This is a genomic window from Streptomyces sp. NPDC056480 (assembly GCF_042795405.1).
GTDB lineage: Bacteria > Actinomycetota > Actinomycetes > Streptomycetales > Streptomycetaceae > Streptomyces.
Genome location: NZ_JBHTSA010000048.1, coordinates 47,104 through 60,219, shown reverse-complemented (window position 1 = coordinate 60,219; position 13,116 = coordinate 47,104). Strand labels below are relative to the sequence as shown.

Sequence of the window (13,116 nt, the reverse complement as noted above, 5' to 3'; positions counted from 1 at the left end):
CGACAGGACAGTTGTCAGCGCCGCCGCCGACCGGAAATCTGGGGCCCCCGCTCACGGGGGCGCTGGATCAGACCTGGGCGCCGGAGAGGCGCTCGACGGCGCGCAGCAGGGCCGAGTGGTCCAGGCCGCCGTCACCCTGGGCGCGCAGCGAGGCCACGAGCTGGGCGACGACCGCGCCGACCGGGAGGGCCGCACCGACGTTGCGGGCGGCGTCGGTGACGATGCCCATGTCCTTGTGGTGCAGGTCGATCCGGAAGCCGGGCTTGAAGTCCCGGTTCAGGAAGTTGTCCTTCTTGCGGGTCAGCACGGTCGAGCCGGCCAGGCCGCCGTTGAGGACGTCGAGGGCGGCCTGGAGGTCCACACCGGACTTCTCCAGGAAGACCACGGCCTCGGCGCAGGCCTGGATGTTGACCGCGACGATCAGCTGGTTGGCGGCCTTCACCGTCTGGCCGGAGCCGTGCGGGCCGCAGAGGACGATGGTCTTGCCGAGGGCCTCGAGGATCGGGAGGGCCTCGTCGAAGTCGGCCTTCTCGCCACCGACCATGATCGAGAGCACGGCCTCGATGGCGCCGGCCTCGCCGCCGGAGACGGGCGCGTCGATGACGCGGATGCCCTTCTCCTTGGCGTTCTTCGCCAGGTCGACCGAGGTCTGCGGGGTGATCGACGACATGTCGACGATCAGCGCGCCCTGCTTGGCGTTCTCCAGGATGCCGGCCGGGCCGTAGGAGATGGCCTCGACCTGCGGGGAGGCGGGCACCATCGTGATGATGACGTCGGCGTCCCTGACGGCGTCGGCGATCGAGGAGGCGGACGTGCCGCCGGCCTTGGCGAGCCGGTCCAGCTTGTCCTGCTCGAGGGTGAAGCCGGTGACCGAGTAGCCGGCCTTCAGCAGGTTCTCGGACATGGGCGAACCCATGATGCCGAGGCCGATCCAAGCGATCTTGGGGAGGTTGCTGCTCATGGTGAGGGTGCCTCTCAAAACAAGGTGGTACGGGGAGGGAGCCTGCGTCAGCGGGCCGGGCGGGCCTCGACGGGCAGCCACTCGAAGGAAGCGGCGGCGTCGGCGGCCTTGTACTCCAGGCCGATCCAGCCGTCGTAACCGGCCTTCTTCAGCTCGTCGAGGAGCTGCTCGAGCGGCAGGTCGCCGGTGCCCGGCGCGCCGCGGCCCGGGTTGTCCGCGATCTGGACGTGGCCGGTCTTGGCCGCGTACTCCGCGATGACCTGGCTGACGTCCTCGCCGTTCATCGACAGGTGGTAGATGTCGAGGAGGAACTTGGCGTTGCCGAGCCCGGTCGCCGCGTTGACCTTGTCGATGACCTCGATCGCGGAGGGGGCGCTCACCAGCGGGTAGAGCGGCGACTCCGGCTTGTTGAGGGTCTCGACGAGGAGGATCGCGCCGATCCTGTCGGCCGCGCGGGCGGCCAGGACCAGGTTCTCCAGGGCGAGGGTGTCCTGGATCTGCGGGTCGACGCCCTCGACGCGGTTGCCGTAGAGCGCGTTGAGCGCCTTGCAGCCGACCGAGGCGGCGAAGTCGGCGGCCACCTCGATGTTGGCGCGGAAGCGGTCCGACTCGTCCCCGGGTACGGAGAGGGCTCCGCGGTCGGGGCCGGGGAGCTGTCCGGCGTAGAAGTTCAGGCCCACCAGCTGGGTGCCGGCGTCCTCAAGGGCCTTCTTGAGGGCGTCGAGCTCGCTCTGCTCGGGGGTGGCGGTGTCGATCCAGGGCCACCACAGCTCGACCGCGGTGAAGCCCGCCGCGGCGGCGGCCGCGGGGCGCTCCAGGAGCGGGAGTTCCGTGAAGAGGATCGACAGGTTCACATCGAAGCGCTGGTCCGTGTATCCCATGAGGGGCGGCGCTCCTTCCGTATCGCGGAAGTAAGTTTCTGTCTGACGGAATGTTGCAAGGCGGGGGAGCCGCTTGTCAAGAGGTCGCCGCAGGTCCGAGGCTCCCGTAGACGGGAGTGGGGCCGTAGCGTGGGGCCATGGTGCGTTTGAGAGTGGAGTTCACGACCGAGCCGTTCGACCTCGACGAGGCGCCGGCGCACGCGGTCGTGGCTCGTGAGGTCATCCAGTCGGCCCAGCTGGACGCGGTCGACGTCGGCCCCTTCGGGAACACGGCGGAAGGCGGTGCCGACGAGGTGCTCACCGCCGTCGACGCGCTGCTGCGCAAGTCGCTCGCGGCCGGGGCCACGCGCGTCTCGCTCCAGGTCAATGTGCTCGGGGAGGGCGAGAAGTGAACGAGCACCCTCTGGTCACCGCGGTGAAGCCGCTGGTCGACGCCATGGGCGCCGAGCTGCTCGTGCCCGCGCAGGCGGAGGCCGACGACGTCGTCCTGTCCTGGGAGGGGGAGGACGTGCTCGCCGTACGGCTGCCGCAGCTGTCCGAATCCCTCGACCACATCCTCGTGGCGATGGAACGGCGGCACGGAATGCCACTGGCCGAACTGGACCGCAAGGCCAAGCAGGAGGTCGTCCGCCTCCTGGAGGCGCGCGGGGCCTTCGCGGTACGCCATGGAGTGGAGACGGTGGCGGGTGCACTGGGTGTCAGCCGCTTCACCGTGTACAACTACCTGAACAGGGAGACCGCCCTGAGCAGGGAAAAGGCCGCCAAGGGCGAGTAGTTGATCATGTGTGGCCACGAGCCGTCGTCCGGATGTCGGGACGACGGCTTTTGTATGGCCGAGTTTTCAACAAAGTGTTGACGTTGTGTTGCGGAGGGCGTTAGCTATCCGCAGCCCGTCCGACGCACAGCGAAAAACAGCCACGGAGGCTTCCCGTGACTTCAGGTACGACACCGGGCCTCACCCGGTTCAACACCTCCGCGGACAGCGAGGCCCTCGCCGCGCTCCACGAGGTGTGTTCCAGTTCGGCGTGGGGGAGCGAGATCCTCGCCCAGCGCCCGTTCACCACCGCCGAAGCTCTCTTCCTCGCCAGCGACGCCGCCATGGCCGAGCTGACCGCAGAGGACCTGGCCGAGGCGATGGCGGGGCACCCGCCGATCGGTCGTCCGAAGGCCGGGGACCCGACCTCCTCCCGCGAACAGAGCGGGATGGCCGGCGCCTCCGCGGAGCTCAAGGCCGAGATGCTCGAACTCAACCTGGCCTACCAGGACACGTTCGGACACGTCTTCCTCATCTGCGCCACCGGCCGGACCGGCGAGCAGATGCGCGACGCGCTCCGGCAGCGGATCGGCAACTCGCCCGAGGCGGAGCGGGAGATCGTCCGCACCGAACTGGGCAAGATCAACCGCATCCGGCTGACCCGTCTCGTAGAGACCTCCGAGGAAGAGAGCTCCGCATGAGCACCGACACCACGGCCTCGGTGTCCACGCACATCCTGGACACCAGCGTCGGCCGCCCCGCCGAGGGCGTCGCCATCACGCTCGCGGCCCGCAGCGGCTTCGACGCGGAGTGGGTCGCGCTCGGCGGCTCCGCCACCGACGCGGACGGGCGCTGCAAGGACCTGCCGGCGCTGCCGGAGGGCACCACCCACGTACGTCTCGACTTCGAGGTCGAGACCTACTTCTCCAAGAAGCAAGCCGAGGCGCAGCAGGACGCCCCCCGCGTAAGGGACAGCGGTGCGTTCTTCCCGGAGGTGGCGATCACGTTCGCCGTCACGCCGGGCGAGCACTATCACGTACCGCTGCTGCTCAACCCGTTCGGCTACTCCGTATACCGAGGGAGCTAGCAGACATGCCCACGATTCTCGGCCAGAACCAGTACGGCAAAGCAGAGAACCGCGTCGTCAAGATCACGCGGGACGGCGACACCCACCACATCAAGGACCTGAACGTCTCCGTCGCCCTCTCCGGCGACCTCGACGACGTCCACCTCACCGGCTCCAACGCCCACTGCCTCCCCACCGACACGACGAAGAACACCATCTTCGCGTTCGCCAAGGAGTACGGCATCGAGTCCGCCGAGCAGTTCGGCATCCACCTCGCCCGCCACTTCGTGACCAGCCAGGAGCCGATCAAGAAGGCGCGCATCCGGATCGAGGAGTACTCCTGGGAGCGCATCGCGTCCTCCGAGGCCAACTCCAAGTTCATCGGCGCCGACGAGGTCAACCACTCCTTCGCCCGCAAGGGCCAGGAGACCCGCGTCACCCAGATCACCTACGACGGTGCCACCTGGGAGGTCATCTCCGGCCTCAAGGACCTCGTGGTCATGAACTCCACCAACTCGGAGTTCTGGGGCTACATCAAGGACCAGTACACGACGCTCCAGGAGGCGTACGACCGCATCCTGGCCACGCAGGTGTCCGCCCGCTGGCGGTTCAACTGGACCGACGACGAGCAGCGCATGCCCAACTGGGAGCGGTCCTACGAGCAGACCAGGAAGCACATGCTCGAGGCCTTCTCGGAGACGTACTCGTACTCCCTCCAGCAGACGCTGTACCAGATGGCCACGCGCATCATCAACCACCGCTCGGAGATCGACGAAGTCCGCTTCTCGCTCCCGAACAAGCACCACTTCCTGGTCGACCTCGAGCCCTTCGGCCTCAAGAACGACAACGAGGTCTACTACGCCGCCGACCGCATGTACGGCCTCATCGAGGCCACCGTCCTCCGCGACGGAGCCACGGCGCAGATCCCGGTCGACATGACCAACCTCTAAGCGGCGTCCGTGTGACCGGCCCCCGCCCGCCCGCAGTCGGGCGGGGGCCGCGCCGGACCGGAGGGATTCTCATGGCACAGCCAGCAAAGGGGCCGGCACCCGCCGAAGGCCCGTGTTCCACCCCGCCGGAACCGACCGACCAGGTCCACCCGGTGGACGAAAAGCTCCCCGCCTCGCGGCTCGTCCCCGCGGCACTCCAGCACATCGCCGCGATGTACGCCGGCGTCGTCACCCCTCCGCTCATCATCGGCCAGGCGGTCGGCCTGGACGCCGCCGGAATGACCCGGCTCATCGCCGCCAGCCTGCTCATCGCCGGCTGCGCCACCATCCTGCAGACGCTCGGCGTCCGGAACTTCGCGGGCAACCGGCTGCCGTTCGTCAACGCCGCATCCTCCGCCGGCATCGCGCCGATGCTCGCCATAGCCGAGACCAGCGCCCCCGGTCACCAACTCCCGGCCATCTACGGCGCGGTGATGGTCGCCGGAGTGTTCTGCCTCGCCGTCGGACCCTTCTTCGGCAGGCTCCTTCGCTTCTTCCCGCCGCTCGTCACCGGCGTCGTCATCACCCTCATCGGGGTGACCCTGATGCCCGTGCCCGTCGGCTGGGCGCAGGGCGGCGACCGGACCGCCGCCGACTTCGGCGCCATGAAGTACCTGGCACTCGCCGGCTTCACCCTCGTCGTCATCCTGCTCTTCCAGCGGTTCGGCAAGGGTTTCGTCAAGCAGATCGCCCTGCTGCTCGGTCTCTTCATCGGCACCCTCGCCGCGATCCCCTTCGGGATGGCAGACTTCACCGCCCTGAGCGAAGCGCCGGTCGCGGCCCTGCCCGCCCCCTTCGCCTTCGGCGCCCCCGAGTTCCAGCCCGCCGCGATCCTTTCCCTGTGCATCGTGATGCTGGTCCTGATGACCGAGTCCAGCGCCGGCATGCTCGCCCTCGGCGAGATCTGCGAGCGGCGCAGCGACGGCCGGACCATCACCCGAGGACTGCGCACCGACGGCATCGCCACCCTCCTCGGCCCCGTCTTCGGCGGCTTCCCGACCTCGGCCTTCGCCCAGAACGTCGGCGTCGTCTCGCTGACCCGGGTGCGCTCCCGGTACGTGGTCGCCGTCGCAGGCGGCGCCCTGCTCGTCCTCGGCGCCTTCCCGGCCCTCGGCGCCGTCGTCTCCATGGTCCCGATGCCCGTCCTCGGCGGCGCCGGCATCGTCCTCTTCGGCTCGATCGCGGTCAGCGGCATCCGCACCCTCTCGGAAGCCGGACTCGACGACAGCTCCAACATCATCCTGGTGGCCGTCGCGCTCGGAGCGGGCATCATCCCGCTCGCCGCGCCCACCTTCTACGCCGAGTTCCCCGCCTGGGCACAGACCGTGCTCGGATCCGGCATCAGCGCCGGCGCACTCGTCGCCGTCCTGCTGAATCTGTTCTTCCACCATCTCGGCACCCGGAGCCGTCACACGGCTCCGGCACTCAAATCCTCCTAGGGTCCTGCCGTGCCCACACCACCCCCGAGGAATGAAGGAAGCACCGCCATGGCAGCACCTTCGGCAGCCCAGCGCATCGTCATCGAGAACGCGGCGATCGCGACCGTCGACGCGAACGACACCGAGTACGCCTCCGGCTACCTCGTCGTCGCGGACAACAAGATCGAGTCCATCGGCGCCGGCAAGGCTCCCGAGGGCCTGGAGAACGTGGTCCGGCGCATCGACGCCACCGGCCATCTCGTCACGCCCGGTCTCGTCAACACCCACCACCACTTCTACCAGTGGATCACCCGGGGCCTGGCGACCGACCACAACCTCTTCAACTGGCTCGTCGCCCTCTACCCGACCTGGGCGCGGATCGACGAGCAGATGGTGCGCGCCGCGGCGCAGGGCTCGCTGGCCATGATGGCCCGCGGCGGTGTCACCACCGCCATGGACCACCACTACGTGTACCCGGTGAACTCCGGTGACCTGTCCGGTGCCATCATCGGCGCCGCCTCCGAGATGGGCGTCCGCTTCACCCTCGCCCGCGGTTCCATGGACCGCAGCGAGAAGGACGGCGGCCTGCCGCCGGACTTCGCCGTCGAGACCACCGAGGGCGCGCTCGCCGCGACCGAGGAGACGGTGAAGAAGTACCACGACGCCTCCTTCGACGCGATGACCCAGGTCGCCGTCGCGCCCTGCTCGCCCTTCTCCATCTCCACCGAACTCCTCCGGGAGGGCGCCGCGCTCGGCCGCCGCCTCGGTGTGCGCATGCACACCCACGGCTCGGAGACCGTGGAGGAGGAGAAGTTCTGCCACGAGCTGTTCGGCATGGGCCCGACGGACTACTTCGAGTCCACCGGCTTCCTCGGCGAGGACGTGTGGATGGCGCACTGCGTCCACATGAACGACTCCGACATCGCGGCCTTCGCCCGCACCAAGACCGGTGTGGCGCACTGCCCCTCCTCCAACGCGCGTCTCGCCGCCGGCATCGCCCGCGTCCCCGACATGCTGAAGGCGGGCGTACCCGTCGGCCTCGGCGTCGACGGCACCGCCTCGAACGAGTCCGGCGAGCTCCACACCGAGCTGCGCAACGCGCTCCTCATCAACCGTCTCGGCGCCCACCGCGAGGCCGCGCTCAACGCCCGCCAGGCCCTGCGCCTCGGCACCTACGGCGGAGCCCAGGTCCTCGGCCGCGCCGACAACATCGGCTCCCTCGAGGCCGGCAAGCTCGCCGACTTCGTCCTCTGGAAGATCGACGGCCTCGGCCACTCCACCATCGCCGACCCGGTCACCGCCATCGTCTTCGGCGCGGCGGCCCCGGTCACGGCCTCCTTCGTCAACGGCAAGCAGATCGTCGAGAACGACCGACTGCTCACCGTCGACGAGGACACCATCGCGCGCGACGCGCGCGCGGAGGCCCAGCGTCTGGCCCGCATCGCGGCCCAGGCCTGACCCTCCCCATGGAGTCCGACCGAGGGGGACGGCCCTCGGTCGGTCGCCGCGGACCCGAGCGGGGTCCGCGGCAGCCCGACCGGGAGGTGCCGTACGCAGAAGACGTACGGCACCTCCCGGGACGGTGATGTCCGCCCGCACCCCCACCGGGCGTCCGTCCCCGCGCCGCAGACTCCCACGAGCGCACCGCACCCCCGCACCACCCTGCAACGAGCCGCACCTCCTGCACCCCGCACCGCATCGCACCACCTCCCTGAACCCCGCGTCACCGCCGACGTGTAACCGACCGGAGGAACCGCCGTGGCCGCCAAGCCCCAGGTTCGCAATGCTCAAGACGCAGGCTCCGCCCCCGACGACCGCGAGACGCATCCGGTCGACGAGACGTTGCCCCCACTGAAGATGCTCACCAGCGGCCTCCAGCATGTGGCCGCCATGTACGCGGGCGTTGTCGCCCCGCCCCTGATCGTCGGAGCGGCCGTCGGCCTCTCCGGCACCGAACTCACCTTCCTGACCGGCGCCAGCCTCTTCACCGCGGGGCTCGCGACCTTCCTCCAGACGCTCGGGGTCTGGAAGATCGGCGCCCGGCTCCCCTTCGTCAACGGCGTCACCTTCGCCGGTGTCGCACCGATGCTCGCCATCGTCGACACCACCGACGACAAGGCCGACGCGCTCCCCGTGATCTTCGGCGCGATCATCGTCGCCGGCCTTCTCGGCTTCCTCGCCGCGCCCTGGTTCTCCCGGCTCGTGCGGTTCTTCCCACCGGTCGTCACCGGCACCGTGATCACCCTCATAGGTGTCTCCCTCCTCCCGGTCGCCTTCGGCTGGGCCCAAGGGCCCAACCCCGCGGCCGAGGACTACGGTTCGACCACGTTCCTCACGCTCGCCGGCATCACGCTCGTCGTCGTCCTGCTGCTCCGCCGCTTCACCCGGGGCTTCGTCAAGCAGATCGCGGTCCTCCTGGGACTCGTCATCGGCACCCTCATCGCCATACCGTTCGGCGTCACCGACTTCTCCCCGGTGACCGAGGCGGACATCGTCGGCTTCCCGACGCCGTTCCACTTCGGCGGCCCGCAGTTCGCCCTCGCCGCGATCATCTCGATGTGCGTGGTCATGCTGGTCTCCATGACCGAGTCCACCGCCGACATGCTGGCCCTCGGCGAGATCGTCGAACGGCCCGCCGACGAGAAGACCATCGCGGCCGGACTGCGCGCCGACACCCTCGGCTCCGCGATCAGCCCGCTCTTCAACGGCTTCATGTGCAGCGCCTTCGCGCAGAACATCGGCCTGGTCGCCATGACCCGGATCCGCAGCCGCTTCGTCGTCGCCTGCGGCGGTGGCTTCCTGGTCCTGATGGGCCTCTCGCCGGTCGCCGCCTCGCTGATCTCGGTCGTCCCCCGGCCGGTCCTCGGCGGCGCGGGTGTCGTCCTCTTCGGCTCGGTCGCCGCGAGCGGCATCCAGACCCTGGTCAAGGCCGGTCTCGAGAAGGACAACAACGTCCTCATCGTGGCCGTCTCCCTGGCCGTCGGCATCATCCCGATCACCGCGCCGGAGTTCTACCACGCCTTCCCGGAGACGGCGAAGATCATCCTGGACTCGGGCATCTCGACCGGCTGCGTCGCGGCCGTCCTGCTCAACGTGGTCTTCAACCACCTGGGCCGGGGACAGGACGACGACGACGTCACCGCGCCGATGGAGCCCGGCGAGGAGATCTCCGGCAGCCACACGGCGAAGGCGGCGCACGTCCACTGAACCCGCCCGCCGCTCCACCCCACGCCCCGGTCCCCGCGCACGCCGCGGGGCCCGGGGCCGTGGTGCTGATCAACCCCAACACCTCCACCGCCACGACCGCGATGATGACCGCCCTCGCCCGGCGCGCCGCCGGCGGCGCCTTCCCCGTCCACGGCGTGACGGTGGCCCGCGGCCCGCGCATGCTCACCGACCCCGCCGCGCTGGACGCCGCCGCCGCGGAAGTCGTGGCCGCGGGCCTCCGCGCCACGGCCGCCGGCGACTGCGCGGCCCTCCTCATCGGCGCCTTCGGCGACCCGGGAGCGGCGGAGCTGCGCGCGGTCACCGAGGTGCCCGTGGTGGGCCTGGGCGAGGCGGCCCTCCGGGAAGCGGCCGCCGGGGGAACCCCCTTCGGCATCGCCACCACGACACCGCGCCTCGCCGAGGCCATCGCGGGCCGTGTGACGGCCCTGGGCCTCGCCGACCGGTTCACGGGCCTCCGCCTGACGACCGGCGGCCCCGAACACCTCTCCGCCGACCCCGAGTCGCTCCTCGCCGAACTGGAACGCGCGGTCCGCGCGTGCGTGGAGCGGGACGGGGCACGGGCGGTCGTCATCGGAGGCGGCCCGCTGGGCGACGCGGCGGAGGAGCTCCGCACCCGCTGCGCGGTCAGGATCGTGGCCCCGATCCCGGCGGCATGCCGGGCGCTCACGCGCCTGCTGGGACGCCGACCGCCGAGGGGCGGCTCACCCGGACTCCGATGACGCGGACGGTGTCGGGTGTCACCGTTCCACCACGATCCTGCGGCGGCACTCCTGAGCCAGCGCCGGATACGCGGCGCCGATCGCCTCGTACAGCCGCCGCCGCAGCAGCCGCTCCGCCTCGCCGCGCCCGGTCTCCCCGTACAGCCCGTCGAGCAGCGCCTCGTACCGCGCGAGGGCGTGCCGGAGATAGCTCACCTGCCACCGTACGAGCGCGCCGGCCGGAGCCCCGTCTCCCGGTGCCGTCCCGGGACTGCGCGCGCCCAGGAGCTGTCGGTGCCGGACCGCCCGCCGCTCCAACTCGGGCCCGGGAAGCCGGGGGACCTCGATCGGTTCCGCGCGGATCGCGGCCAGGACGGCGGCCCGGCGCCGCTCGGCGTAGGCCGCGGCGGCCGAGGAGCGGGCCGGCGGGAGCGCCGACGTCTCGGCGAACTCGGGTGTCCGCTCCACCGTTTCGACCCGCGCCAGGAGGTAGAGCCGCAGGGGCGCGGGGGACCAGCGGCGCGGATCGCGGCCCTGCACATCGGGTGTGCCGAGCAGCTGCCGCACCATCGTGTCGGTCCAGCCGCGGCGGCGCACCCCGGCGTGGCTCACATAGGTCGTACGGTCCGTCATGATGCCCCCAGATTCGGCTACGGAGAGTGATGTTCCCAGTGAAGCGCACCCCACTGACAACGCCCCCTTGTCGAGCCCGGTCCGACTGTGCGATATAGGTCTGGACCTTTCCGACGGACGGAGGCCGGCCCGTGCAACGCCCGCTCGCTGCAAGCCTGTTGACTGCCCTCGCGCTGACCCTCGCCCTCGCCGGGTGCTCCGGAGGCGCCGCTCCCGAAGCCGAGGACACCCGCGCCCCCACCGTCCCCTCCGGCGTCACCGCGACGGCGGGCAGCGCCGGCACGGTCCATGTGATGTGGAGCGCGGCCACCGACGACCGGGCCGTCACCGGGTACGCGGTCTACAGCGAGGGCCGCAAGGTCAGGGACCTCCCGGCCACCACCCTGATGACCGACGTGGTCGGCCTCGCCCCCGCCACCCTCCACCGCTTCACCGTCCGGGCCAGGGACGCCGCCGGCAACGTCTCGCCCCCGAGCGCCACCGTCACCGCGACCACCCTCCGCGCCACCGTCGAGGACCGCACGCCCCCCACCCCGCCGGCCGCGCTCCGCGTCACCCCCGACGGCGGCCGCGCCGCGACCCTCCGCTGGTCCGCGTCCCGGGACGACACCGACGTCACCGCGTACGACGTCTACCAGGCCGACACCCGCATCCACACCGTGCCCGGGACCGCCACCACCGCCCACGTCACCGGCCTGCGCCCCGGCACCGCCTACGCGTTCACCGTCCGTGCCCGCGACGCCGCCGAGAACTCCTCCCCGGACAGCACCCCCGTCGACCTCACCACGGCCCCGTCCCCCGGCGCGCCCCCGAACACCGCCCCCACCCGCCTCACCGCGACGGCGGCCAAGGGCGAGATCACCGTCACCTGGACCCCGCCGGACACGGGCGCCCCGGTGACCCACCACGAACTCCACCTCAACGGCAGGTTCGCCACCACCGTCATCTGGGGCACCGCCCCGCCCCCCGGCCGCGCCACCTACACCTTCCCGGTCCATGACCCCCCGGGCACCCGCTACACCGTCACCCTCCGCGCCCAACTCCCGGACGGCACCTGGGGCGACCTCTCGGCGCCCCGGACGGTGGTGGTGCGCTGACGGCGCCGCGGACCGACCCGCGGACTGGCCGGAATCGCCTCCTTTCGCCGCGCACCGAGGCCCCTCACCCTGCGAAGCAGGGGATGCAACGGGCCGCTGGGGGGCGCCGATGTTCGAGCCGTTGTCCGATCCGCACAGCGATCCGCACAGCGATCCGCACAGCGATCCGCACAGCGATCCGCGCCGCGATCCGCTCCTCCGTCCACTCCTCAGTCCAGTCGTCCGTCCCGTCCTCCGCCCGCCCGACGCCCCGCTCTACGTGCCCGCCCTGCCCGCGCGTCGGAGCGCGCTCGACGCGTACGACCGTCTGCCGCACCGGGTACGCGCGTGCGTGACGCCGCTGTGGGTCGTCCCGCCCCGGGTCGGGCGGGTCCGCACCATGGGCCGCCGGCCGTCCCACCCGCTCGACCCCGACCCCGCCGCCCTCGCCGCCCACCTCGGGTCCGCACTGCACCGCATAGGGACCGTGCAGCGAGGCCGGCCCGCCTGGGTGGACGCCTTCCACGTGGAGGACGAGGTGGCGCACCTCGTGCCCGGTCTCCGGCGGACACCGGCGGCGGCCGCGCTCCGGCCCGTGACGGGCGTCGAGCGTGCCGTCGAGCAGCAGACGGCCTGTGCCGAGGCCGCCCGCCTGAGCGGCAGCGGTCTCGGCGTCCGGTTGTTCCTGACCGGGCTTCCCGACGAGCGTCTCGGGGACGAGGTCGGCCGCCTCCTGAACCGGATCGCCTTCGCGCACTGCCCGTTGGACCTGCTGCTCGACCTCGGGGCCGTCGTCGACGAGCACCGCCCCGCCGAGAAGTGGGCGCGGCGCGCCCTGGCCCTGCTCGGCCCCCTGCATCCCTGGCGAACGGTCGTCCTGCTCGCCGGTTCCTTCCCTCCCGCCTACCCGGCGGACTACGGAGCGCCGCTCGCGGAGGCGGAGCGATTCGACTGGGACGTCTGGCACATGCTCGTCGACGGACCCGACCGCCCGGCGGAGCACGTCGTCCACGGCGACTACGGCGCCGACCACCCCGGAAGCCACGACCGGCCCGTCGAGGCCGACGGCGGCTCGCCGTGGGGCATCGTGCGCTACACCACCGAGCGCACGTTCCTCCTCGGACGCGTGCCCACCCGAGGGCCCGACCACGCGGACGCGGTGCGCGCGCGGGCCCGGGAGATCGTCCACGCGGAGGGCTTCCGGGGGGACCGATTCAGCGACGGGGAACGCTGGCTCCTCTCCTGCGCCACCGGACGGGGAGCCGAGGGCGCCGAGGGCGCCGAGGGCGTCGGCACGCCGGGCGTCTGGCTGCGCGCGGGCCACATCCAGCACATGGCCCAGGTCGTCCGCGCCCTGCGCAGACGACCGTGACGCCAGCGATTCCCCGCCCCGCCCCCTGCGTCGTACGTCC

General features: G+C 71.4%; 14 protein-coding genes. 11 read left to right on the top strand and 3 right to left on the bottom strand.

Features of this window, described 5'->3' with window-relative positions; genetic code table 11:
- Positions 1-67: 67 nt before the first annotated feature.
- Together ACFQ79_RS21835 and ACFQ79_RS21830 are read right to left on the bottom strand one after the other, a co-directional pair.
- Positions 68-961, bottom strand: coding sequence for a 2-hydroxy-3-oxopropionate reductase (locus ACFQ79_RS21835; RefSeq protein ID WP_383585950.1), 894 nt, complete (start codon positions 959-961; stop codon positions 68-70).
- A gap of 47 nt (positions 962-1,008) precedes the next feature.
- On the bottom strand, positions 1,009-1,842 hold the full coding sequence (locus tag ACFQ79_RS21830; protein WP_383585948.1) for a TIM barrel protein: 834 nt from the start codon (positions 1,840-1,842) through the stop codon (positions 1,009-1,011).
- Between the two features lie 140 nt (positions 1,843-1,982).
- On the opposite strand from ACFQ79_RS21830, the gene ACFQ79_RS21825 reads away from it, so the two are divergent.
- From ACFQ79_RS21825 to ACFQ79_RS21785, 9 genes are all read left to right on the top strand, one after another.
- Positions 1,983-2,234, top strand: a complete 252-nt coding sequence (locus ACFQ79_RS21825) for a thiamine-binding protein (RefSeq protein ID WP_229314891.1) — start codon at positions 1,983-1,985, stop codon at positions 2,232-2,234.
- A gap of 44 nt (positions 2,235-2,278) precedes the next feature.
- Positions 2,279-2,617, top strand: a complete 339-nt coding sequence (locus ACFQ79_RS21820) for a helix-turn-helix domain-containing protein (protein ID WP_229314890.1) — start codon at positions 2,279-2,281, stop codon at positions 2,615-2,617.
- Between the two features lie 155 nt (positions 2,618-2,772).
- Positions 2,773-3,297, top strand: coding sequence for a 2-oxo-4-hydroxy-4-carboxy-5-ureidoimidazoline decarboxylase (uraD, locus tag ACFQ79_RS21815; RefSeq protein ID WP_383585946.1), 525 nt, complete (start codon positions 2,773-2,775; stop codon positions 3,295-3,297).
- Positions 3,294-3,683, top strand: a complete 390-nt coding sequence (gene uraH / locus ACFQ79_RS21810) for a hydroxyisourate hydrolase (protein ID WP_383585944.1) — start codon at positions 3,294-3,296, stop codon at positions 3,681-3,683. The genes uraD and uraH overlap by 4 nt, the downstream gene beginning before the upstream one ends.
- Before the next feature lie 5 nt (positions 3,684-3,688).
- On the top strand, positions 3,689-4,612 hold the full coding sequence (gene pucL, locus ACFQ79_RS21805; protein WP_030323851.1) for a factor-independent urate hydroxylase: 924 nt from the start codon (positions 3,689-3,691) through the stop codon (positions 4,610-4,612).
- 71 nt (positions 4,613-4,683) lie between these two features.
- Positions 4,684-6,090, top strand: coding sequence for a nucleobase:cation symporter-2 family protein (locus tag ACFQ79_RS21800; protein WP_383585942.1), 1,407 nt, complete (start codon positions 4,684-4,686; stop codon positions 6,088-6,090).
- Between the two features lie 48 nt (positions 6,091-6,138).
- Entirely contained in the window at positions 6,139-7,527 is a 1,389-nt protein-coding gene (locus ACFQ79_RS21795) for an 8-oxoguanine deaminase (RefSeq protein ID WP_383585940.1), read from the top strand.
- Positions 7,528-7,926: 399 nt separating this feature from the next.
- Positions 7,927-9,276, top strand: coding sequence for a nucleobase:cation symporter-2 family protein (locus tag ACFQ79_RS21790; protein WP_383585954.1), 1,350 nt, complete (start codon positions 7,927-7,929; stop codon positions 9,274-9,276).
- A 59-nt stretch (positions 9,277-9,335) separates the two neighbouring features.
- Complete coding sequence (locus tag ACFQ79_RS21785) at positions 9,336-10,016, top strand: aspartate/glutamate racemase family protein (RefSeq protein ID WP_383585938.1); 681 nt, start codon at positions 9,336-9,338, stop codon at positions 10,014-10,016.
- A gap of 18 nt (positions 10,017-10,034) precedes the next feature.
- On the opposite strand, the gene ACFQ79_RS21780 is transcribed toward ACFQ79_RS21785, so the two are convergent.
- Positions 10,035-10,628: a hypothetical protein gene (locus ACFQ79_RS21780; RefSeq protein WP_383585936.1), complete on the bottom strand. Its 594-nt coding sequence runs from the start codon at positions 10,626-10,628 to the stop codon at positions 10,035-10,037.
- A gap of 131 nt (positions 10,629-10,759) precedes the next feature.
- Between ACFQ79_RS21780 and ACFQ79_RS21775 the strand changes: the two genes are divergently transcribed.
- Together ACFQ79_RS21775 and ACFQ79_RS21770 are read left to right on the top strand one after the other, a co-directional pair.
- Complete coding sequence (locus tag ACFQ79_RS21775; RefSeq protein WP_383585934.1) at positions 10,760-11,725, top strand: fibronectin type III domain-containing protein; 966 nt, start codon at positions 10,760-10,762, stop codon at positions 11,723-11,725.
- A gap of 109 nt (positions 11,726-11,834) precedes the next feature.
- On the top strand, positions 11,835-13,076 hold the full coding sequence (locus ACFQ79_RS21770; protein ID WP_383585932.1) for a hypothetical protein: 1,242 nt from the start codon (positions 11,835-11,837) through the stop codon (positions 13,074-13,076).
- The last annotated feature ends 40 nt before the right edge of the window (positions 13,077-13,116 follow it).

Bases quoted from the DNA above. Each gene is read 5' to 3' on its own strand.
- ACFQ79_RS21835 (WP_383585950.1), bottom strand. From the start codon at position 961: ATGAGCAGCAACCTCCCCAAGATCGCTTGGATCGGCCTCGGCATCATG.
- ACFQ79_RS21830 (WP_383585948.1), bottom strand. From the start codon at position 1,842: ATGGGATACACGGACCAGCGCTTCGATGTGAACCTGTCGATCCTCTTC.
- ACFQ79_RS21820 (WP_229314890.1), top strand. From the start codon at position 2,279: ATGGGCGCCGAGCTGCTCGTGCCCGCGCAGGCGGAGGCCGACGACGTC.
- uraH (WP_383585944.1), top strand. From the start codon at position 3,294: ATGAGCACCGACACCACGGCCTCGGTGTCCACGCACATCCTGGACACC.
- pucL (WP_030323851.1), top strand. From the start codon at position 3,689: ATGCCCACGATTCTCGGCCAGAACCAGTACGGCAAAGCAGAGAACCGC.
- ACFQ79_RS21800 (WP_383585942.1), top strand. From the start codon at position 4,684: ATGGCACAGCCAGCAAAGGGGCCGGCACCCGCCGAAGGCCCGTGTTCC.
- ACFQ79_RS21795 (WP_383585940.1), top strand. From the start codon at position 6,139: ATGGCAGCACCTTCGGCAGCCCAGCGCATCGTCATCGAGAACGCGGCG.
- ACFQ79_RS21790 (WP_383585954.1), top strand. From the start codon at position 7,927: ATGCTCACCAGCGGCCTCCAGCATGTGGCCGCCATGTACGCGGGCGTT.
- ACFQ79_RS21780 (WP_383585936.1), bottom strand. From the start codon at position 10,628: ATGACGGACCGTACGACCTATGTGAGCCACGCCGGGGTGCGCCGCCGC.
- ACFQ79_RS21770 (WP_383585932.1), top strand. From the start codon at position 11,835: ATGTTCGAGCCGTTGTCCGATCCGCACAGCGATCCGCACAGCGATCCG.